This window comes from Ruegeria arenilitoris (genome assembly GCF_013030265.1).
Taxonomy (GTDB): Bacteria; Pseudomonadota; Alphaproteobacteria; order Rhodobacterales; family Rhodobacteraceae; genus Ruegeria; species Ruegeria arenilitoris_E.
This window is the reverse complement of record NZ_WPZQ01000008.1, coordinates 74505-94992: the sequence shown is the minus strand read 5'-3', so window position 1 is coordinate 94992 and position 20488 is coordinate 74505. Positions and strand designations below refer to the sequence as shown.

The 20488-nt window shown below is 57.3% G+C and carries 19 protein-coding genes; 12 read left to right on the top strand and 7 right to left on the bottom strand.

The features are described 5' to 3' along the window. Position 1 precedes the first annotated feature (1 nt). Positions 2-634 (bottom strand): MarC family protein, encoded by a 633-nt coding sequence (locus tag GOX61_RS15255; protein WP_155151401.1) that lies wholly within the window; start codon positions 632-634, stop codon positions 2-4. Between the two features lie 91 nt (positions 635-725). Between GOX61_RS15255 and GOX61_RS15250 the strand changes: the two genes are divergently transcribed. The 9 genes from GOX61_RS15250 (at position 726) to glmM (ending at position 12966) form a co-directional block, all read left to right on the top strand. Further along, positions 726-1250 carry a DUF6446 family protein gene (locus tag GOX61_RS15250; RefSeq protein ID WP_170335097.1) on the top strand — a complete coding sequence of 175 codons (525 nt, stop codon included), beginning with the start codon at positions 726-728 and terminating at the stop codon, positions 1248-1250. Between the two features lie 9 nt (positions 1251-1259). Then, entirely contained in the window at positions 1260-2471 is a 1212-nt protein-coding gene (gene gltS / locus GOX61_RS15245; protein ID WP_170335095.1) for a sodium/glutamate symporter, read from the top strand. A 9-nt stretch (positions 2472-2480) separates the two neighbouring features. Beyond that, positions 2481-4661 carry a glycine--tRNA ligase subunit beta gene (glyS, locus tag GOX61_RS15240; protein WP_170335093.1) on the top strand — a complete coding sequence of 727 codons (2181 nt, stop codon included), beginning with the start codon at positions 2481-2483 and terminating at the stop codon, positions 4659-4661. 68 nt (positions 4662-4729) lie between these two features. Further along, the gene (locus GOX61_RS15235; protein WP_170335091.1) at positions 4730-7291 is read left to right on the top strand and encodes a putative PEP-binding protein; all 2562 of its coding nucleotides are present in this window, start codon (positions 4730-4732) and stop codon (positions 7289-7291) included. Positions 7292-7445: 154 nt separating this feature from the next. Continuing rightward, positions 7446-8120 carry a cell wall hydrolase gene (locus GOX61_RS15230; RefSeq protein WP_254436891.1) on the top strand — a complete coding sequence of 225 codons (675 nt, stop codon included), beginning with the start codon at positions 7446-7448 and terminating at the stop codon, positions 8118-8120. A gap of 73 nt (positions 8121-8193) precedes the next feature. Beyond that, positions 8194-9570, top strand: a complete 1377-nt coding sequence (locus GOX61_RS15225; RefSeq protein WP_170335089.1) for a multicopper oxidase family protein — start codon at positions 8194-8196, stop codon at positions 9568-9570. Between the two features lie 102 nt (positions 9571-9672). Next, the gene (locus tag GOX61_RS15220) at positions 9673-10593 is read left to right on the top strand and encodes a dihydroneopterin aldolase (RefSeq protein ID WP_170335087.1); all 921 of its coding nucleotides are present in this window, start codon (positions 9673-9675) and stop codon (positions 10591-10593) included. After that, on the top strand, positions 10590-11588 hold the full coding sequence (gene folP / locus GOX61_RS15215) for a dihydropteroate synthase (RefSeq protein ID WP_170335085.1): 999 nt from the start codon (positions 10590-10592) through the stop codon (positions 11586-11588). The genes GOX61_RS15220 and folP overlap by 4 nt, the downstream gene beginning before the upstream one ends. Positions 11589-11622: 34 nt before the next feature. After that, positions 11623-12966 carry a phosphoglucosamine mutase gene (glmM, locus tag GOX61_RS15210; protein WP_170335083.1) on the top strand — a complete coding sequence of 448 codons (1344 nt, stop codon included), beginning with the start codon at positions 11623-11625 and terminating at the stop codon, positions 12964-12966. On the opposite strand, the gene GOX61_RS15205 is transcribed toward glmM, so the two are convergent. Both GOX61_RS15205 and ilvC read right to left on the bottom strand, forming a co-directional pair. Beyond that, positions 12963-13865 carry a DMT family transporter gene (locus GOX61_RS15205; protein WP_170335081.1) on the bottom strand — a complete coding sequence of 301 codons (903 nt, stop codon included), beginning with the start codon at positions 13863-13865 and terminating at the stop codon, positions 12963-12965. The genes glmM and GOX61_RS15205 overlap by 4 nt on opposite strands. A 187-nt stretch (positions 13866-14052) precedes the next feature. Next, positions 14053-15075 (bottom strand): ketol-acid reductoisomerase, encoded by a 1023-nt coding sequence (gene ilvC, locus GOX61_RS15200; RefSeq protein WP_155151382.1) that lies wholly within the window; start codon positions 15073-15075, stop codon positions 14053-14055. A gap of 131 nt (positions 15076-15206) precedes the next feature. Between ilvC and GOX61_RS15195 the strand changes: the two genes are divergently transcribed. Together GOX61_RS15195 and GOX61_RS15190 are read left to right on the top strand one after the other, a co-directional pair. Then, entirely contained in the window at positions 15207-15662 is a 456-nt protein-coding gene (locus GOX61_RS15195) for an Lrp/AsnC family transcriptional regulator (RefSeq protein ID WP_170335079.1), read from the top strand. Beyond that, positions 15659-16117 carry an Lrp/AsnC family transcriptional regulator gene (locus tag GOX61_RS15190; protein ID WP_155151377.1) on the top strand — a complete coding sequence of 153 codons (459 nt, stop codon included), beginning with the start codon at positions 15659-15661 and terminating at the stop codon, positions 16115-16117. The genes GOX61_RS15195 and GOX61_RS15190 overlap by 4 nt, the downstream gene beginning before the upstream one ends. A 5-nt stretch (positions 16118-16122) precedes the next feature. On the opposite strand, the gene GOX61_RS15185 is transcribed toward GOX61_RS15190, so the two are convergent. Continuing rightward, positions 16123-16824: a GntR family transcriptional regulator gene (locus GOX61_RS15185; protein WP_367646971.1), complete on the bottom strand. Its 702-nt coding sequence runs from the start codon at positions 16822-16824 to the stop codon at positions 16123-16125. A 234-nt stretch (positions 16825-17058) separates the two neighbouring features. Here GOX61_RS15185 and GOX61_RS15180 point away from each other — a divergent pair, with 234 nt between their 5' ends. Continuing rightward, on the top strand, positions 17059-18186 hold the full coding sequence (locus tag GOX61_RS15180; protein WP_170335077.1) for an aminotransferase class V-fold PLP-dependent enzyme: 1128 nt from the start codon (positions 17059-17061) through the stop codon (positions 18184-18186). A gap of 14 nt (positions 18187-18200) precedes the next feature. On the opposite strand, the gene GOX61_RS15175 is transcribed toward GOX61_RS15180, so the two are convergent. From GOX61_RS15175 to GOX61_RS15165, 3 genes are all read right to left on the bottom strand, one after another. Beyond that, positions 18201-19397, bottom strand: a complete 1197-nt coding sequence (locus GOX61_RS15175; RefSeq protein ID WP_170335075.1) for a UbiH/UbiF family hydroxylase — start codon at positions 19395-19397, stop codon at positions 18201-18203. A 74-nt stretch (positions 19398-19471) separates the two neighbouring features. Continuing rightward, positions 19472-19720 carry a hypothetical protein gene (locus tag GOX61_RS15170; RefSeq protein ID WP_155151366.1) on the bottom strand — a complete coding sequence of 83 codons (249 nt, stop codon included), beginning with the start codon at positions 19718-19720 and terminating at the stop codon, positions 19472-19474. Positions 19721-19807: 87 nt separating this feature from the next. Then, on the bottom strand, positions 19808-20452 hold the full coding sequence (locus GOX61_RS15165) for a pyrimidine 5'-nucleotidase (protein WP_170335073.1): 645 nt from the start codon (positions 20450-20452) through the stop codon (positions 19808-19810). Positions 20453-20488 lie beyond the last annotated feature (36 nt).

Below are 20488 nucleotides of genomic sequence, written 5' to 3'. Positions count from 1 at the left end.
TTCAGGCAAGCCCCGGAAGCAATGCCTTGAGGCCGTCCGCGATCATGCTGATTGCGATGGCCGACAGGATCATGCCCATGAAGCGGCTCATGATCACACGTGCGTTCTCGGACAAGCGTTGCGCAATCGTGGAGGCGTTCCAGAAGGTTGCCAGCAACAAGAACACTACACCCAGAAAAACGACGGCAAAGGCAATCGCATCAGCCGCCCCGGATATATGATGGGCATAAAGGATCAGAGTTGTGATCGTGCCCGGACCCACGAGGATCGGAAAGGCCAGCGGGTAGAAGGCGACGGTTTCGGGGGCGGGGTAGGATTGCTTTTCGCTTTCAGTGCCGTGATGCGAACTGCTTTCGCCACCGTTCAGCATGTTCAACCCGATCATGAGAACCACAAGGCCACCCGCAACACGCAGATCGTCAACGCTGATACCAAACAGGCCAAGAGCCTGACTGCCGATGGCCGCGAAGGCACTGCCGAGGATCAGGCAGTAAAGCGATGTTTTTACAGCGACCTTTCTTTGGTCCGAAACCGAAAGACCATCTGTCACGCTCAGAAACACCGGCAGATTTGTAATCGGGTTCATGATCGCGAACAGCGCGCCAAAAAATCCCACGGCAAGGGTCGTATCCATTCAAAGAGCCTCGTAACCAACTGTATTGGCTTTAAACCTGTCCTATTTTCAACGATCTTGAAAGAGGCGGCATGAGCAGGAGAGCAGACTGATGACAGGAAAACTGTTGGCAATCATTCTTGTGGTGTGCGCCGTCACCGCTGGTGTTGGCATGTATTACCTGCAGGTTTACGGGTTTTACTATGAGGTCGAATCCAAGCCTGGTGAGGACGTGGTGTTGCTGTCTGCGACGACCGAGCAGGCAGAACCCATCGAATACAGCCGGTTTCAAGCGATTGATGCCGACAGCTCTCCGATCCGGTTCCGTGCATGTTTCGAAACCGATCTGAGACCGGATCAGTTGGCCGAAGCATTCATGCCCGCAGAGAAGCCGGAACCACTGACTGCGCCGGGTTGGTTTGATTGTTATGATGCCGTTTCGCTAGCAGATGCGCTGAAATCCGGAAAGGCGAGCGCCTTTATCGGCACCAAGAACATCCACTACGGTGTTGATCGGATCGTAGCAGTGACAGAGGATGGCAAAGGGTACATCTGGCATTCACTGAACAATTGCGGCGAGAAAGCCTATGATGGCACTGTCGTTGGCGAAGAATGTCCGCCCAGACCGCAGAATTGAGGGAGCAACATGGGATACACGCTTGAGATCCCAGACTTTCTGACCGCAACGCTGGGCTTCGCCGTCTATCTTCTGGGCGCCGAGATCAATGCCCGCGTCGCGACCCTGCGCAGTTTCAATATCCCCGAGCCGGTCACTGGCGGGCTGTTGGCATCGCTTGTGGTGCTGTTGCTGTATCTTCTATTTGGCGTAGAGCTTTCGTTTGAACTGAATACCCGGGATTTTCTGCTGGTGCTGTTCTTTGCCGGGATCGGTCTCAACGCCCGGCTGTCAGACCTGATCGCGGGTGGTAAGCCTTTGCTGATCCTCCTGCTTCTGACTTTAGTCACGATTGTGTTCCAGAACCTGATTGGTGCGGCGGGGGCATTGTTCTTTGGATATCCGGCCCAGTCTGGCGTTCTGTTCGGCTCGGCCGCACTGATTGGCGGGCACGGTACGGCGATTGCCTGGGCCCCCGATGTTGCACAAGCCACTGGTCTTGATGGCGCAACCGAGCTTGGTGTGGCGGTCGCCACGCTAGGCCTCGTGCTGGCCGCTCTGGTTGGTGGTCCGATTGGTCGCTTGCTGATCGAGGGTCGTGACCTGAGCCCGGAACGCCCGGATGAGGAACATACCGTCGGTTTGCCAAAGGAAACCACTGAACAACCCAACGATATTGATCATTTAGCCATCATGCGGGTTCTGCTGTATCTGAACCTTGCGATCATATCAGGCTATGTTTTGGGCGAAGCAGTTCAGGCTGCGGGCCTGAAACTGCCATTGTTTGTCCCTTGCCTGATCATGGGGATCGTGATCTCGAACCTGCGAAGTGCGATTGCGCCCTCGGCCCCCCCGGTGTCGCGCACCCCGTCTTTGGCGCTGATCTCTGAATTTGCGCTGGGCGCTTTTCTGGCGATGTCGCTGATGAGCCTGCAATTGTGGACGATTGCCGAGCTTGGCATGGCGATCGTGGTCATCATGGCCGCGCAAACGCTATTTGCGGTTGCCTTTGTAATCTGGGTTCTGTTCCCGCTAATGGGCGGAAATTACCGTGCCGCGGTGCTGGCTGCCGGATTCGGGGGCTTTGCGCTGGGCGCCACACCCACGGCAATTGCCAATATGACCGCCGTAACCAAGCGATATGGTCCGTCGCCTATTGCCTTTATCGTGCTCCCCCTTGTATCCGCATTCTTTGTGGATATCGCCAATGCCATCGTCATTCAGACGATTGTAAATTTCTAAGGACCGAAAATGCCCGACCTGCTGATCGAACTGTTTTCCGAGGAAATCCCCGCGCGCATGCAAAGCCGTGCGGGTGAGGATCTGAAAAAGCGGATAACCGATGGTCTGGTCGAGGCCGGTCTGACCTATGCTGGGGCTGCAGCACTGACCACACCGCGCCGTCTGACGCTGGCGGTCGAAGGGTTGCTGGCGGAAAGCCCGACAATCCGAGAAGAGCGCAAAGGTCCCAAGGTTGGCGCGCCGGATAAGGCCATCGAAGGGTTCCTGCGCGGCGCAGGTCTGACCCGCGACCAGCTGGAAGAACGCGACACGCCCAAAGGCGCGGTCTATTTCGCCACCATCGAAAAGCCCGGCCGTCCGGCGGCAGACATCGTGGCCGAGGTGCTTGAGGCCACGATCCGCAACTTTCCGTGGCCCAAATCCATGCGTTGGGGCAGTGGTGGGATGCGCTGGGTCCGTCCGTTGCACTCGATCTTATGTATTCTGTCCGATGAGGCTGGCGCCCAGGTAGTGCCGATGGCGGTCGAAGGGATCAAATCAGGTGATACGACCGAGGGCCATCGCTTTATGGCTCCGGGTCGGTTTTCTGTGACCTCGTTTGAGGATTATTCCGCCAAGCTGAAACGCGCCTTTGTTGTTTTGTCACCCGAAGAGCGGGCCGAGCATATCTGGAACGATGCCCAGAACATGGCCTTTGCTGCCGGTCTGGAAGTGGTCGAGGACAAAGGGTTGCTGGCCGAGGTTGCCGGGCTAGTCGAGTGGCCGGTGGTCCTGATGGGGCAGATCGACGACGAATTCCTCGAATTGCCGCCCGAGGTTCTGCAGACCTCAATGAAAGAGCATCAGAAGTTCTTTTCGGTCCGCAATCCGAAAACCGGCCGGATCGAGCGTTTCGTCACCGTCGCCAACCGCGAAACCACCGACAATGGCGCGACCATTCTGGCGGGGAACCAGAAGGTGCTTTCGGCCCGTCTGGCGGATGCCAAGTTCTTTTGGGAGAACGACCTGCGTGTCGCCAAAACGGACATCGCCCAATGGACCCGCGCGCTGGAGAATGTGACGTTCCACAACAAGCTGGGTACTCAAGCCGAGCGGATTGAACGTATTGCAGCACTGGCACGCGAACTGGCCTCGGTAACAGGTGCAGACGCCGATCAGGCCGAGAAGGCCGCGCGTCTGGCCAAGGCTGACCTGAATTCCGAGATGGTCTATGAATTCCCCGAACTTCAGGGGCTTATGGGGCGCTACTATATCAAAGCCGCAGGCGAGGACGCCGCCGTGGCCGCCGTAGCGCAGGAACATTACTCGCCTCTTGGTCCCTCGGATGACGTGCCGACCGCGCCACTGTCTGTAACCGTAGCTCTGGCCGATAAGCTGGACACGCTGACCGGTTTCTGGGCGATTGATGAAAAGCCGACAGGTTCGAAAGACCCGTTTGCCCTGCGCCGTGCGGCGTTGGGGGTAATTCGCTTGGTTCTGGAAAATGAACTTGCGGTTAGTTTGGAAAGGTTGCTCGTTGAATTGGTTTTGGAACGCGCGCGCTTTAGTCGGGTGTACCTAGCAAACGTTCGTGAAAATGCCTTTGAGTCGGCGGGTAGTCCTGTGTTGAAGACCAGTTCGATTATTCTGAATGAAGACGAGGTGTTAGAGAAAACTGAAATGGCTCTCGACCTCCTCTCCTTCTTCCACGACCGCCTCAAGGTCTTCCTCCGCGATGAGGGCATCCGCCACGACATCATTGACGCCTGCATCGCGATGGAGGGGAATGACGACCTCAACCTGCTGGTCAAACGCGCCCGCGCCCTGAATGCAGTGATCGCGACTGAAGATGGCGAGAACCTCGTGCAGGGCTTCAAGCGCGCCAACAATATCCTCACCCAAGCCGAGGAAAAGGACGGGGTCGAGTACTCCTATGGCGCGGATATCAAGTTTGCGGAAACCGATAGCGAGAAGGCTCTGTTTGCAGCGCTGGATGCGGCGCAGGCCAAGATCGATCCGGCCCTCAAGGCCGAGGATTTCCCGGCTGCAATGTCCGCAATGGCAAGCTTGCGCGGCCCGGTGGATGCGTTCTTTGAGGATGTTCAGGTCAACACCGACAATGACATCCTGCGCCGTAACCGCCTGAACCTGCTGAGCCAGATCCGTCAGGTCTGTTCCAGCGTTGCGGATCTGACCAAGATCGAAGGTTAAACATGTGGGCGCGCATGATAGCGCGCCCATAACGCCCTTGCGCGAGGGGCAAAGGCGCTTATGCTGCGGTGAAACCAAAAGGTGCCGCAGTGCAGAATAATCCGCATACCACGCTTATCACTCCCGACGCGCCCGTCGCCGCCAACACCCATGGTGGCCGGGCGAAATGCCTGCAACGCTTGGTTCGGCTGGATTTGCCGGTGCCACGAACCGTGGCGCTATCCTTCGATGCGGTGCATCGGCTGGCCGAGGGGGAAATGCCTGACATTGATGCGGTGCTTGAGCAGTTCGATGCAGCGGCTCTGCTATGTGTCCGGCCCAGCTCGGAAGATCCGGATTGGGGCGGCCCCGGAGCCGTTCTTAACATCGGTATGAACGACGCCCGCTATGTCGATCTGTCTGACAAGATGGGGGCCGAGGCTGCGGCGGCGCTCTATCTGCGGTTTGTTCAGAGCTATGCCATTCACGTGGCGCGGCTGGATGCGGATGTGTTCGACGATATCGAAGCAGACGGCCGCGAAGGATTGCGTCAGTCGCTGCGCGCCTATGAGGATGAGACAGACGAAGCCTTTCCACAGGACCGCGGCGAGCAGCTGATCGGTGTCCTGCGGTCGATGGCGCGTGCATGGGACGGAACCTCGGCCCGGTTGTTGCGTCAGGCTAAGGGCGCGCCCGCTGATGCTGGGCTGGGATTGGTCATTCAGGAAATGATCCCGGGCGTCGGACAGGGCGAGTGCGGATCGGGCGTTTTGCAACTGGTGGATTCGACGACTGGCACCCAGCAGATTACCGGCCGCTATCTGAGCCAAAGCCAGGGCCGAGATGCCTTAGGTGAGGGGGTTGCCGCGCTCTATCTTGAGAAAGACCCGCGTGGACGGTCGCTGGAAGAGGTCGCGCCCGAAGGTTTTGCGCATCTAAAGGCCCATGCGGCATTGATGCGAGAGAAGCTGCGCGAGGAAATGCAGGTCGAATTTGTCATCGACAATGGCGACATCCACATTCTGGATGGTGTACGCGTGCAGCGTAGTGCACGGGCTGCCATGCGGATCGCCGTGCGTCTGGCCGAAGACGGCATCATCCCGCCGCAAGAAGCGGTTATGCGCATCGACCCGCATTCGCTGAATGAACTACTGCACCGACAGGTCCATCCCGAAACAACGCGGGATGTGTTGACCACCGGGATTGCCGCAAGCCCGGGGGCTGCGACAGGGCGTATCGTTTTCACCGCCGCCGAAGCTCAGGCTAGTGCATCGCGTGGGGAGCCTTGTGTACTTGTGCGTCGCGAGACGTCGCCGGAAGATGTGCGTGGCATGCATGCGGCCGTAGCTGTTCTGACGGAAAAGGGTGGCATGACCAGCCATGCGGCCGTGATCGGGCGCGGCTTGGGGTTGCCATGCATCGTCGGTGCCTCGGACATGAGGTTCCAGACCAAGAAGAAATTGCTGACCGCACCGGATGGGCGCGTATTCAAGACCGGTGACATCCTGACAATCGACGGAAGCTCGGGGCAGGTGCTGGCTGGACAACCAGCAATGCTGGAAGCCGCTCTGGATGATTGCTTTCAGACCCTGATGGCTTGGGCAGATGCCGAGCGCGACATTGCGATCCGCGCCAATGCAGATACGCCAGCCGATGCGCAAACCGCGCGAAATTTTCAGGCCCAGGGGATCGGGCTGTGTCGGACCGAGCATATGTTCTTTGATCCCGGTCGCCTGATCGTGATGCGCGAGATGATCTTTGCGCAGACTTCGTCAGGACGTGCAGCTGTGTTGGAGCGTTTGTTGCCGATGCAGCGTGATGACTTTGTTCAGCTGTTTCGGATCATGGAAGGGCAGCCCGTCTGCATCCGTCTGTTCGACCCACCCCTTCACGAATTCCTGCCCACAACACGCGGCGGCCAACGTGAACTGGCCGAAGCGCTTGATCTACCGGTCTCGGATGTTGAGCGACGCGTTGCGGCGATGACCGAGTACAACCCGATGCTTGGCTTGCGCGGCGTTCGGCTTGGGGTCACCGTGCCCGAAATTTATGACATGCAGGCGCGCGCGATCTTCGAGGCAACGCTAGAAGCCAGCAAGAATGGCGCTCCTGTAGTGCCCGAAGTCATGATCCCGCTGGTTTCAGCCAAACGCGAGGTTGAACTGGTGAAATCCCGCATCGATTCCGTAGCTGCCGCGGTGGCCGCTGAGCAGGGGCAGGAGTTCGAGTACCGGCTGGGTGTGATGGTCGAGACACCACGCGCGTGTTTGCGCGCTGAAGAGATATCACCCAATACAGCGTTCTTAAGCTTTGGCACCAATGACCTGACACAGATGACCTATGGACTGTCCCGTGATGATGCGGGCCGTTTCATGTCGGCTTATGTGCAGCAGGGTGTGTTCACAGAGGATCCGTTCCATGTTCTGGACCCTGATGGGGTCGGCGAATTGCTGAAATTGGGGTCCGAGCGCGGACGTGCGGCACAGCCGGATGTTACACTTTCAGTCTGTGGCGAGCATGGCGGTAACCCCGAATCAATCGCCATTTGCCGCGATCTGGGGTTTGACTATGTGTCGTGTTCTCCGTTCCGTGTACCCGTCGCTCGGCTGGCTGCCGCTCAACTGGCGATTTCGTCCAAACTTGGGGGTTGACAGAGGCCGAAAGCCCAAGGATTAGTGGGTTTGGGATGGACCTGTGGTCAAATTTATTTGGCCCTGCGGGCAAGATTTTTCTTGCTTTTTCATCAGAACTAGACGTTTGCCCCTGTCTGGGGTATTAGCCTCGTCGCGCCCGCCGGGGGAGGGTATGGCGCGTGAAGTGCCTGTGCGAGGTTATCTGATGCTACGTTACATAATGGCTGTTGCCGTATCGGCAGCAACCGTGCTGCCGAGTGCGTCCTTCGCTGAGAGGGAAGCAACGAATAGTGCGAAGCGAGAACTGGTTTCCCGAAGCGAATTGCCGGGACAGAGCTTCCGTGACTACCTGAACTTGTTCAAGCCACGAAAGGTGGTTGAGCCCGTTCAGATATCGTATTCCAACGACTGGCTGGACAATCAGCCAAAGGCCACCGGCGATGAAAACTGGAAATGCCTGGCCGAGGCCCTGTACTTCGAAGCGCGCGGTGAGAGCGTTCGTGGTCAGTTTGCCGTCGCCGAAGTAATCCTGAACCGGGTTGAAAGCGGTCGCTTTCCGAATTCACTCTGCGGTGTCATCCGTCAGGGAACCGGCAAGAAATACCAGTGCCAGTTCACCTATACCTGTGATGGGCACAAGGAAGTGATTCACGAAAAGAAGGCGTATGAACGCGTAGCCAAGGTTGCCCGCGCTGCCATCGACGGTGTTGCCAAAGAGCTGACCGAAGGGGCGACGCACTACCATACCAAGGCAGTGCGCCCGTCCTGGTCGCGTGTCTACAAGGAAACTGCTCGGATCGGCGTTCACATCTTCTATCGCCACAACTACCGGACAGCGAGCAACTGATTGACGCACCCGCGCTGGAACCTTGATGGCGCGGGGTAATCTAAGTCCTATATTGCGGGCCAGGAGGCCCGTAATGAAATTCACCCGCAGACAAATCCTGCAATCGGCGGCGGCTCTTTCGCTAATGCCCTTTGCCGCCCGCGCCACTCCACAAGTTCTGGAGGCGCGCGAAGCAATACAGCGTATCGCCCCTCAAGGCTTCCCAGAGACTAAGGTCTGGAGTTTTGGTGGTACAGTTCCCGGTGCCCCGATCCGGGTCCCACAGGGTTCGCGGGTACAGCGCAGATTGCTAAATCAGCTACCGCAGCCAACGTCGGTTCATTGGCATGGCATCCGTATCGATAACGCAATGGATGGGGTGCCGGGCCTGACGCAGGACGTTGTTCCGACGGGTGGTTCGTTTGACTATGACTTCGTTGTCCCGGATGCCGGAACCTATTGGTATCACGCGCATAACCAATCAATGGAGCAAGTTGCCCGCGGTCTTAGTGGTCCGTTGATCGTAGACGAAGCAAACAAGCCCGATGTGGATCAGGACCTGACGCTGATGCTGGACGACTGGCGTCTGGATCCTGAGACGGCCTTGATTGTCGGTGATTTTGACAACGGTCATGATCTGAGCCACGCCGGGCGTCTCGGCAATCTTGTATCGGTCAACGGACAGTTTGACCCGATGTTTGAGGTGAAGCGCCATGAACGCCTGAGGTTGCGTCTGATCAACAGCTCTAACGCGCGGATTTTCGATGTCGGGCTAGAGGGTTTGTCCGGCTGGATCGTAGCTTTGGACGGAATGCCTCTTGAGGCGCCACTACCTGTAAACGAGGCGTTTCCGCTGGCCCCGGCGCAGCGTGCTGACCTGATTGTTGATGTCGTCGCGGAACCTCAGGGCACAGCAAGTTTGGTCAGCTTTGAGCGGGACGGTGCGTTTGGTCTGGCTCGGTTCACCATTGGAGAACAAAACAGAGATCAGGTCAGACAGGGGATCGACCCGCTCCCTCTGAACCCGCTGCCTGAGTTGAAGGACATAGATCAGGCACCAGTGCATCGAATGGTGCTGCAGGGTGGGGCGATGCGATGGCTGGAGAGTGCCAGGATCGGAGATGCAGAGCTGTCCGGGCGGGAACTGGCGCAACTCGGGCGGTTCTGGGCGCTGAACGGATATGCAGAACGTCCCTCTGACCCGTTTCTTGATGCGCGGCTGGGCGGCGTCCACAGAATTGAATTCGTCAATGAAACGGTGTTTCCGCATGCAATGCACCTGCACGGTCATCACTTCCGGCTGGTGTTGGGGGACGGATCGTTGGGGCCGTGGCGCGACACAGTGCTGGTCGACCGAGCGCAAACCCGACAAATCGCGCTGGTTGCGGATAATCCGGGCGATTGGCTGCTGCATTGCCATATGCTGGGGCACGCTGCATCTGGTATGATGAGCTGGTACAAGGTGAGCTGACGCCGCATTCGACGGCTGGAATGGCGTTTGTTTGGGTGCTATAGGCGCGCGCATCGTATAATTTGGGCAAACTTGTCCACTGAGCCCGAAAAGGCGCGCACCATGAGTTCTGAAATCCGCCTAGCCTTTGCGCACCCGTCTGAACGGTCCGAAGCGACAGCGCCACGCGGTCCGCTGGATCGCATCTCGCTGCGTGATCATATCGTTGAGGTTGAGATCGGCGCATTTCAGGCCGAGCGCGGAACAACGCAGCGCATCTGCTTCAATATCGTGGTTGAAGTACGGCCAATAACCGATCCGATTGACGATGATGTGGATCGCATCCTGTCCTACGACCGCGTGACCGAAGCGATTGCCTATGAGCTGTCGGCGGAGCGTCTCAATCTGCTGGAAACTTTGGCCGACCGCGTGGCTGAGCGCATTCTGCTAGAGCCTCAGGCTGTAAGAGCATTTGTTCGCATCGAAAAACTCGATCGTGGTCCCGGTGCGCTGGGGGTTGAAATAGTACGTGGTAAAGACGCGGTTCATCACGACGTTGTGGAAGAAGAACGTCCCCATCCACGCCTTGCATTCCTGTCGAACGAAGCGATTGCATCGGACAATCTGACCGGTTGGATCGATCAGCTTGAGAACCGCCAACGCCCGTTGATCCTGTGCGTTGGGGCCGCTGATCTAACTGTGTCTCAAACCGGACATGCGATGACCCAGCGGCGGATCGATCTGCTGGCAATCGAACAGAACGCATGGGTTCTGGCGGCACGGGACCATCGCTGCGTGGTGGTTTCCACCCGGACCGAACTGGATTGGGCGATGAAGAATGGACAGATTTGTGTCTGGGCACCTTCCAAGATTGTTCTGGATGCCGTTGACGGTCCGTCGGCCGCGCCATCTGATGCAGTTGCGCTTGCTGCATGGTTCGCAGCAACGTTTGAAGCCAGTGAAATGCTGGTAATCGGCGGCGAATTGCCCGAAGCACCAAAAACTCCGCTACGATCTGTTTCAATCGAGCAGAAGCAACTGTGACCGAGTATTTTCGACCACTGGTTCAGCACGGTCCGACAAAGCCTGTCGAAGCAAAGCACCTTGCCGGACAAGCGCTTTGGTTTACCCACGCCGAAAAGCTGACGCGCGGTGGACCCGCCGAGATCGTCGAGGCTGCAGATATCCCTGCAGATATTCTGGAGCGTCTCACCCGATCTCGTCCAGCCATAGCGGGGCTGGATATGGCGCAGCCGCAGATCATGGGTATCCTGAATGCGACGCCTGACAGTTTCTCGGATGGCGGGGTGCATAACTCCGTGGACGCTGCACGCTCGGCCGCCGTGAAGATGGTGTCACATGGGGCGACGATCCTTGATATTGGCGGTGAATCAACGCGGCCGGGGGCGGATTTTATCCCCGAGGATGAAGAAATCGAGCGTACGCGCCCACTTATTCAGGCGATAAAGGCGGAAACCAGCGCGTTGATTTCCATTGATACCCGTAAATCCAAGGTCGCCGAGGCCGCTTGGCAAGCAGGTGCGGGGCTGGTCAATGATGTTTCTGGGTTCACTTTCGATGCTGAACTTGCACCTCTCTGCGCGCGTATCGGTGCCCCTGTCTGTGTCATGCACATGCAGGGTGATCCGGCTACGATGCAGGATGATCCACAATACGATAACGTCTTGTTGGATGTGTATGATTTCCTTGAAGGTCAAATCGCTCATCTGGAAAATCTCGGCCTCAGCCGTGAGCTGATCGTGGCCGATCCTGGTATCGGTTTTGGCAAGACAGAAGAGCACAACCTGACATTGCTACGAAGCCTGAGCCTGTTTCATGGGCTGGGTTGCCCGATACTGTTGGGCGTCTCGCGCAAAGGGTTCATTGGCAACATCGGGCGGGAACCACGCAAGGATGCGCGCGCTCCGGGATCAATCGCCGTAGCATTGGCCGGATTGTCGCAAGGTGTGCAGATCATTCGGGTCCATGACGTGGCCGAAACCTCTCAGGCCTTGCGCCTGTGGGCCGCCGTCCGGTAATTCGGTCGCAGGCAGGAATATTTGGAGTACAGGTATGCGCAAGCTGTTCGGAACTGACGGGGTGCGAGGCACCGCCAACACCTATCCGATGACGGCAGAAATGGCGTTGCGCATCGGGGCCGCGGTCGGGCGGTATTTTCGCCGGGATTCACGCGGCGTGCACCGGGTCGTGATCGGAAAGGATACGCGACTATCCGGCTATATGCTTGAAAACGCTCTGACTGCAGGATTGACGTCGACAGGGATGAACGTGCTGCTTCTTGGTCCTGTTCCCACGCCAGCCGTTGGATTGATGACCCGCTCAATGCGGGCAGATCTTGGGGTGATGATCTCAGCCAGTCACAATCCCGCCGAAGATAACGGTATCAAGTTCTTTGGGCCTGATGGGTTTAAGCTTTCTGATCAGGCGGAGCTTGAAATTGAGAAACTGATTGAGGAGGGGGTCAGCCCTGCTCAGGCGCAGAACATTGGCCGCGCGCGCCGGGTTGATGATGCCCGGTTCCGTTATGGCGAGCGGGTCAAATCCTCGCTTCCCCGTAATCTGCGGCTGGATGGGCTGAAAGTGGTAATCGACTGTGCCAATGGTGCAGCGCACCGAACAGCCCCTGAAGTGCTGTGGGAACTTGGTGCCGATGTCATACCGATTGGCACGTCGCCCGACGGTAAAAACATCAATCTTGGCTGTGGTTCGACCCAACCACGTATTGCCGCAGAAACGGTTGTCGCGCATGGCGCAGACGTTGGCATCTGCCTGGATGGCGATGCAGACCGTGTTGTTGTGGTCGATGAAACCGGGCAGGTCGCCGATGGCGATCAGTTGATGGCGCTGCTTGCCTCAGCCTGGTCAAAGGAAGGCACGCTGAAAGGTGGTGCTTTGGTTGCTACGGTCATGTCGAACCTTGGTCTGGAACGACATCTGGAAGCGCAGGGCCTACGCCTGGAACGCACTGCTGTTGGCGACCGGTATGTTGTCGAGCGGATGCGTGAAGGCGGCTTTAATCTGGGTGGTGAGCAATCCGGGCATATCGTCATGTCAGATTACGCAACCACAGGTGACGGGTTGATGGCGGGTCTGCATTTTCTTGCCGAAATGGTGCATTCCGGGCGCAAAGCATCTGAATTGGCGCAACAATTCGAGACCGTTCCACAGCTTCTGAAGAACGTGCGCTATGGCGAAGGGCAAACCCCGCTGGAGGACGCCAGCGTTAAGGCTGCAATTGCCGATGCCGAGAAGCGTTTGAACGGACAGGGCCGGTTGCTGATCCGGAAATCGGGTACAGAACCGTTGATCCGTGTTATGGCAGAGTGCGAAGACGATGCGCTGTTGCAGCAGGTCGTCGACGGAATCGTTTCCGAGGTCGAAGCGGTCGCAGGCTAACGCCCGATCAGCATTTTTCTGAGGCTAAACCACTGGCTGATCGCCATTCCGGTCAGGATCAGAGCAAGCGCGATGTAGAAGCGCAAAGGCAGGGCCTCAGACAGGATCCATGCTCCGAACACCATTGACCAGATTGGCACCTGATAGTTCACGAGCGTCAGAAATACTGAACCGGCACTGCGGATGATGGATACGCGCAGAAGTGTGGCAAATGCTGTCGGCACTAGCCCGAGTACGATGATCGCAAAACCGGAACGCGTTCCCTGCCAATCCGGAATACCTTCGGTCACCAACATGATGGGGAGCAGAATGAGCGCTCCGACGACCAGCGTAAGTGCTGCCAGAACGATTGGGTCAATCGGTGGACAGCGCCGTGTGAAGATGGAGGCCAACGAGTAGCAGAAAGCAGCGCTGATACAGGCAAGTTGCGCCAGGGGCTCGGCTCCATCGCCAAGTTGTGCAAGACCGGGACCGATCAGGACGAGGGCACCGGAAAACCCAAGTGTCACACCAAAGAGCCTGCGGGCATTCAGGGGTTCGTCTGAAAAGAAATGTGCAAGCGGGAGAACCATAAGCGGAATAGCGGCCATCGATAGGCCGGCAAAGGCCGATGGTACATATTGTTGACCCCAGCTCAGCAGCACAAAGGGCAGGGCGGTAGACAATATACCAATCACCACAATGGCACCCCATAACGCGGGGCTGGGGGCTGGGAGCTTGCGGCCCGTGAGCATCATCAGCACAAGCAGCGTCAACGCCCCCAAAGTGGTCCGCGCGGTTGCCACCGTTATTGGCCCATAACCTTCCAGAGCAATCGCGACGACCATGAAGGTTCCGCCCCAGATGAGGCCAAGGGCTGCGACGCCACTCCAGTCACGAGAATCCGGCTGTTTTACCATTCGTTCCTCTGCTCAATCGGCCTGCGTTGATCACGTGGGTGCCCAAAGGTTTGCTATACTTGAGCTGTGATGCAGCCAATTTACCGATAAAGGCATGTTTGTAATGTGTTGCGGTTCGTAGCTCACTTAGCTGAACCTGACAAAAAGGGCGGCCAGTTAGGCCGCCCGATGCTGAGAAATATCAGACTTAGTTCTTTTCTTTGTCGACCATTTTACCGGCCGAGATCCAGGGCATCATGCCACGCAGTTTCGCTCCGGTTTCTTCGATCATGTGCTCGTCATTGGCACGGCGCGACGCTTTGATAGTCGGCTGGCCAACAGCGTTTTCCAGCATGAAGTCACGAACGAATTTACCCTGCTGGATGTCGTTCAGAACCTCTTTCATACGCGCTTTGGTCTCGTCGTATTTCAGGATGCGCGGGCCGGTGACGTACTGGCCGTACTCGGCGGTGTTCGAGATCGAGTAATCCATGTTGGCAATGCCGCCTTCGTAGATCAGGTCAACGATCAGCTTCACTTCGTGCAGGCACTCGAAATAGGCCATTTCAGGCGCGTAGCCTGCTTCGACCAGAGTCTCAAAGCCGCAGCGGATCAGTTCGACCAGACCACCACACAGAACGGCCTGCTCACCGAACAGGTCGGTTTCACACTCTTCACGGAAGTTGGTTTCAATGATGCCTGAGCGTCCGCCACCGATGGCCGAGCAATAGGACAGGCCGATTTCCAGCGCTTTGCCGGTTGCGTCATTGTCGACAGCTACCAGGCAGGGCACGCCGCCGCCTTTGGTGTATTCGCCGCGCACGGTGTGGCCGGGGCCCTTGGGTGCCATCATGATGACATCGACGCCTTCTTTCGGCTCGATCAGGCCGAAGTGGACGTTCAGGCCGTGGGCGAATGCAATTGCGGCACCGGGCTTGATGTTGTCGTGGACGTATTTTTTGTAGGTTTCGGCCTGAAGTTCGTCGGGCATGGTGAACATGATCACGTCACACCATGCTGCGGCTTCGGCGATACCCATAACTTGCAGACCTTCGGCTTCGGCTTTCTTGGCCGAAGGGGAACCTTCACGCAGAGCGATGACAAGGTTCTTGGCGCCTGAGTCGCGCAGGTTCAGCGCATGCGCGTGGCCTTGCGAACCATAGCCCAGAATGGCAACTTTTTTGTCTTTGATCAGGTTGATGTCGCAATCGCGATCGTAATAGACGCGCATTTCGCTGGTCCTTTCTGTTTCGATTGCTGTGCTTTTAACCAGCCAATTTGGTATTGGCGATAGCCACGAAGGTGGCTATGCATATAAATTCAAAATCATCATTCTTGAAATGAGAGAAAGTCGTAAAAATCATGCTTGATGATATCGACCGTCGAATCCTGCGCCATTTTCAGGCTGATCCAAGCCTGTCGACGGCTGAACTGGCTGAGCGATGCCGGATCAGTCCAGGGGTATGCTGGCGCCGTATCGAAAAAATGCAGGCAAGTGGTGTGATCGAGGGGCAGGAGGCTGTGATCGACTGGTCGGCATTGGGTTACGCAGTAGAGGTTTCACTGCGGGTTACGCTGGACAAAACTCAGCCTCGTGCCTTTGACGAGTTTACCGCAGCCGCCCGAGAAGTATCTGAAGTGATCGAGATACAGACGTTTCTGGGGCGCGTGGATGTTCGGCTGTCGGTTCTGGCCCGGGATATGTCTCATTATCAGCAGGTTTATCGGGATCGTATTCTGACCCTGCCGCATATCGCGGATATCGAGGCGTTGATGCACATCGCGCGGGTCAAAAGGGATGAGGTTTTGCCGGTATGATCGAACTGGATGAAACCGACCGCGAGCTTTTGCGTGCATTGGTACAGGATGCAACGCTCAGCGCAGGTGCCTTGGGGCGCAAGCTGGGAATGTCACAACCAGCAACCTGGCGACGTATCAAGCGCCTGCAGGAGGCGGGGGTGATCAAGGGGCGCAGGCTGCGGCTGAATGCTGAAGCGCTGGGATTTGGTGTCACTGTTTTTCTGGGGGTCAAACTCGCTCGGAAAGGGCAGGTTAGTCTTGAGGATTTTGAACGCGCCGTAAGCGCGATCCCCGAGGTACAAACCGTTGAGCATGTCTTGGGTTTGTATGACTATAGATTACGGGTCGTTGCGCGTGATCTGTCGGATTTCGAACGTGTATTACGTAGGCGCATCATGACCCTACCGGGTGCGGGTGATGTCGAGGCAAACGTTCTGTTAAGTGAAGAGCGTTTGCCGGGACCGATCGGTTGACTGGATCAGTACTTTGTACGGATGCAAAAGCCAGGGTGGTGCGTCATGCGCGCAAACGTCATCGGCTGACCATCTTTCCATGTCGTCCGCTCAAGCTGAATCATGGACGTACCAGCGGTCGTGCCCATGTATTCAGCCAGTCGGCTATCCGCCGAGATCGCACAGAAGGCAATTTCGGCTTCGGTAAACGGTGCCGCATCCAACAGCCATTCATGTGGACCGGTTTCCTGCAGGTCTGCATGTTCCACATCCGGGACGGCGTCGATGTTGATCCAACGCTCTTCAAGCTGGAAGGGACGATTGTCGGCATAATGCATACAGATGACGTGCAGTACGCGCGAATCGGGGGAAACGCTGAGCTGTGAACTCAGCCAGCCAGGGCTCGCGACCACGTTCCGCTCAACCAGCGAATAGCGATATGTAGCGTTCTGATTCTCGACCGTTTGGCGGGTCAGAGTAATCTCGAGCTTTGCCTGCTTGCTGGGGGCTTTTTTGACGCGCGTCCCGCTTTTACGCTTACGCTCTACGAACCCTTGTTCGGCCAGTTCCCGCAGGGCGCGATTGACAGTCGCGCGGGCGCAATTGAACTCTTCTGCCAGTTGAGTTTCGGTGGGCAACAAAGAGCCCTGAGGCCAGATCCGGGTTTCAATCCGCCGTTTAACTTCGTCGCGAACGACCTGGAAACTAATCCGTTTTTGTGCAGGCACGGGCGAGCACGTCCTTTCTTGTTCAAAGTGTGCGTATCTGTTCAGAATCGCGCCATGGTGTAAAGAGAGGGTGACACTAATTGGCGTCATTTCTTCAGATTTCCCCATTGATGGTGAACAGGATCGTCAATCTTTGCACGGTTTCCGTCACGTCAGCACATGAGGTCGCATTGGTGCTTTACCAAAGCGACTCAAGCGTCCAGAAATTGCACAAAGCTTAGGAAAGGACGCACAATGCCCGCACTTTTGAGTACTGTTGACCCTGATGGTCTCGAGGAGTTTTCGGTCGTTTTCACGGATCGCTCGCTCAATCACATGTCTTCAGCTTTTCAGCAGGTGATGCGTGATATCTCCTCGATGCTGAAGGATGTTTACAACGCAGATGGTATCGCAGTGATTCCCGGGGGTGGCACCTACGGTATGGAAGCAGTGGCCCGTCAGTTTGCCCGCGGAGCGAATGTTCTGGTGGTTCGTAATGGCTGGTTTTCATATCGATGGAGTCAGATTATCGAGTCGGGTTCATTGACCGCCTCCACAACCGTCCTCAAGGCTCGCGAGACCGGTAATGCAAGCCCTTCTCCCTTTGCGCCCGCGCCGATCGAGGAGGTAGTTGCCACTATCCGCGATCAGCGCCCGGATATCGTTTTTGCCCCGCATGTCGAGACCGCAGCCGGTGTGATCCTACCGGACGAATATGTGACGGCCATGGCCGAAGCCGCGCATGAGGTTGGCGCACTGATGGTACTGGATTGCATTGCGTCAGGTTGTGCCTGGATCGATATGAAAGCCACGGGCGTCGATGTTCTGATTTCGGCACCCCAGAAAGGCTGGAGCGCTTCGCCTTGCGCTGGGCTAGTGATGCTGTCCGAGCGTGCCGAGGCACGGCTGGATGAAACCACGTCTGACAGCTTTGCCATTGATCTGAAAAAATGGCGTCAGATCATGCAGGCTTATGAGAATGGTGGCCACGCCTACCATGCGACGATGCCCACGGATGCACTGCGTGCGTTCCGAGACACCATGGCCGAAACCCGCGAGTACGGATTTGAAAAACTGCGTGAAGCGCAATGGGCCTTAGGCAATGGCGTGCGGCAAATGCTGCGGGACAGGGGCATCATGTCAGTCGCGGCAGATGGATTTGGCGCGCCCGGTGTGGTTGTCAGCTATACATCCGATCCTGAAATTCAGAACGGTAAGAAGTTTGCCGCACTGGGGATGCAGATCGCAGCTGGCGTGCCGCTTCAGTGTGATGAGCCCGAAGGGTTCAGTACCTTCCGGCTCGGGCTGTTCGGACTTGATAAACTCTATGATGTTGATGCCACAATTGCTCGCCTGAGACGGGTGCTGGATCAGGTTCTTTGAACTGAAATTGGGCCTTAGCGAACGCCAAGACCCATTTGCATCAGCGTCTTGCGAACCGGCGCAAGAGAGTAAAGCGCATTCAGACCCATCGCACGCGCGTCCCGCAGGGCGCGCGTTTCCATCATGGACGCCCGGTTCAGCAGGTCGATACCTTTCACACGCAATTCGATCTCGGTGTGGCGCGCCTTGTGATAAGCTTCCAGCATCTGCACGTCGCCCAACCCATCAGGTCTGCTCTGAGCCAGATCCAGCAAGCAGCGCAGATCGCCCAGCGACATGTTCAATCCCTGCGCACCGATCGGGGGCACGACATGAGCCGCTTCGGCCATCAGTGCGATACGCTCTCCGGACAGACGTTCAGCCGACTGGCTGATGATCGGCCAGATCGTGCGGCGTGAAGCGAGCTTGAGTGGCCCGAACAAACCGCAGGATCGTTCTGTCATTGCCGCTTCGAATGCGTCGGTGTCCAGATTCAGCAACTCTACCGCGCGCGGTCCCCGCTCCATCCAGACAATCGCCGAAGAAGGCTGACCCTGCCAATCGGGCAGGGGAACTAGCGTGAAAGGCCCGCCGGACCGATGGATCTCGGTCGAGACATTCTCATGCGCGATTGGGTGGGTGACCGCAAAGGCCAGCGCCTTTTGGCCATATCGCGTGGTATGGACATCGATACCGGCAGCCTCACGCATCGGAGAGGTTCGACCATCCGCAGCAATCACCAGCTTGCAACGAACACGACTGCCATCGCTCAGGCCCACGCGCGCTTCGGCGGTGCGGGTAAACAAGCTGGTTGTACCGGTGCCCGGGCGGAAATCGACATTGGGCAGCTCTGCCAGCCGCGCCACCATTTCGCGTCGTAGTAGCCAATTGGGGAGGTTCCAGCCAAATGGCTGGTCCGAGATGTCTGCTGCGTTGAAATCCCTTACGACACGCGGTTCCGGCTCGTCACCGCCCGCATCGACGATACGCATGATTTGCAGAGGGGCCGCATATTCATCCAACCGGCTCCACAATCCGCACTGTTCTAGCAAGCCATGAGCGGGCTGCAGAAAAGCCGTTGTTCGCAGGTCCGAACCGTCGACATCGCGTTCGGTAATCGGAGGAGCCGGATCAACACAGATTACGTCAAAACCTGTTGCGCCAAAGGCCGCCGCTGCGGTCAAACCGGCGATTCCGCCACCAGAAATCAGGATGTCACAGCTGTCAGTCATGGCACATTACTCCGTTCTGAGCTGAACCTAGTGCTGATCTGTGCCAGAGGCCAAGTGACATCCTGTCCCGTTTATCAGCCGCGTGAAATCAGGATGAGGATCAGGAACATGACCGGGACCATCGCGAGCGCCGGAATGTAGAGGCCAGGCAGGCCAAACAGAAGCGCAGAGCAGCCCCACATGCTGAAGATCGCAGCAGCGGTATAGCCCAGGTCTTCGGGTTCTCCGTCGGCGACATCACGCGCCATCCAGCCAAACAGAGGAATTGCATAAAGCAGGCGCTGCCAGACGGGCAGGCGGCGGGGCATTTCGATCGCGCTCATCGGGGTCTCCGTTCTGTTCACATCTGCGGCGCATATAGGTGCGATGCTGCACCTGCGTAATGAGCAGATCGTCGCAGTTTGCGAAGCTCAGACCAGACGCGCGAGGAACCCTGTCAGGTCGTCCGTATGGTGATGAATATGCTCAGCCTCGTGCGGGTCAGGCGCGACATGAACGGTGCGCATTCCCATAGCGTGAGGTGCCGCCAGATTGCGCGGATCATCCTCGAACATGGCTGCATTTTCGGCCTTGATCCCATCTTTTGCAAAGATCGTTTCAAACGCCGCTTGCTCGGGCTTTGGCCTGTATCCGGCATGTTCCACCCCATAGATCGCATCGAACAATCCGGTCAGCCCGCGCGCGGCGAGCACCCGTTCGGCATATGGCGCGCTGCCATTGGTATAGACAATGCGGCGACCCGGGAGGGATCGGATATGCGCAGCAAGCTCATGGTCGGGGTCCATGTGGCTCATGTCGACCTGATGAACGGCATGAAGATAGGGGTCCGGATCCAGATCGTGCTCGGCCATCAGACCGGCCAATGTCGTTCCGTATTGCCGCCAATAGTGAGACCGCAATCTGTCCGCCTCGGCCCGTTCAACACCTATGGCTTGAACGACATAATCGGTCATTAGCACCTCGATCTGATCGAACAGGCGCATATGTGGCGGGTAGAGGGTGTTGTCGAGGTCGAACACCCATTGCGTGACATGAGAAAAGGCAGGTTTGACCATGGCTTGGGTTTAGGGCGTGCCGGCGGAGTTTTCAAT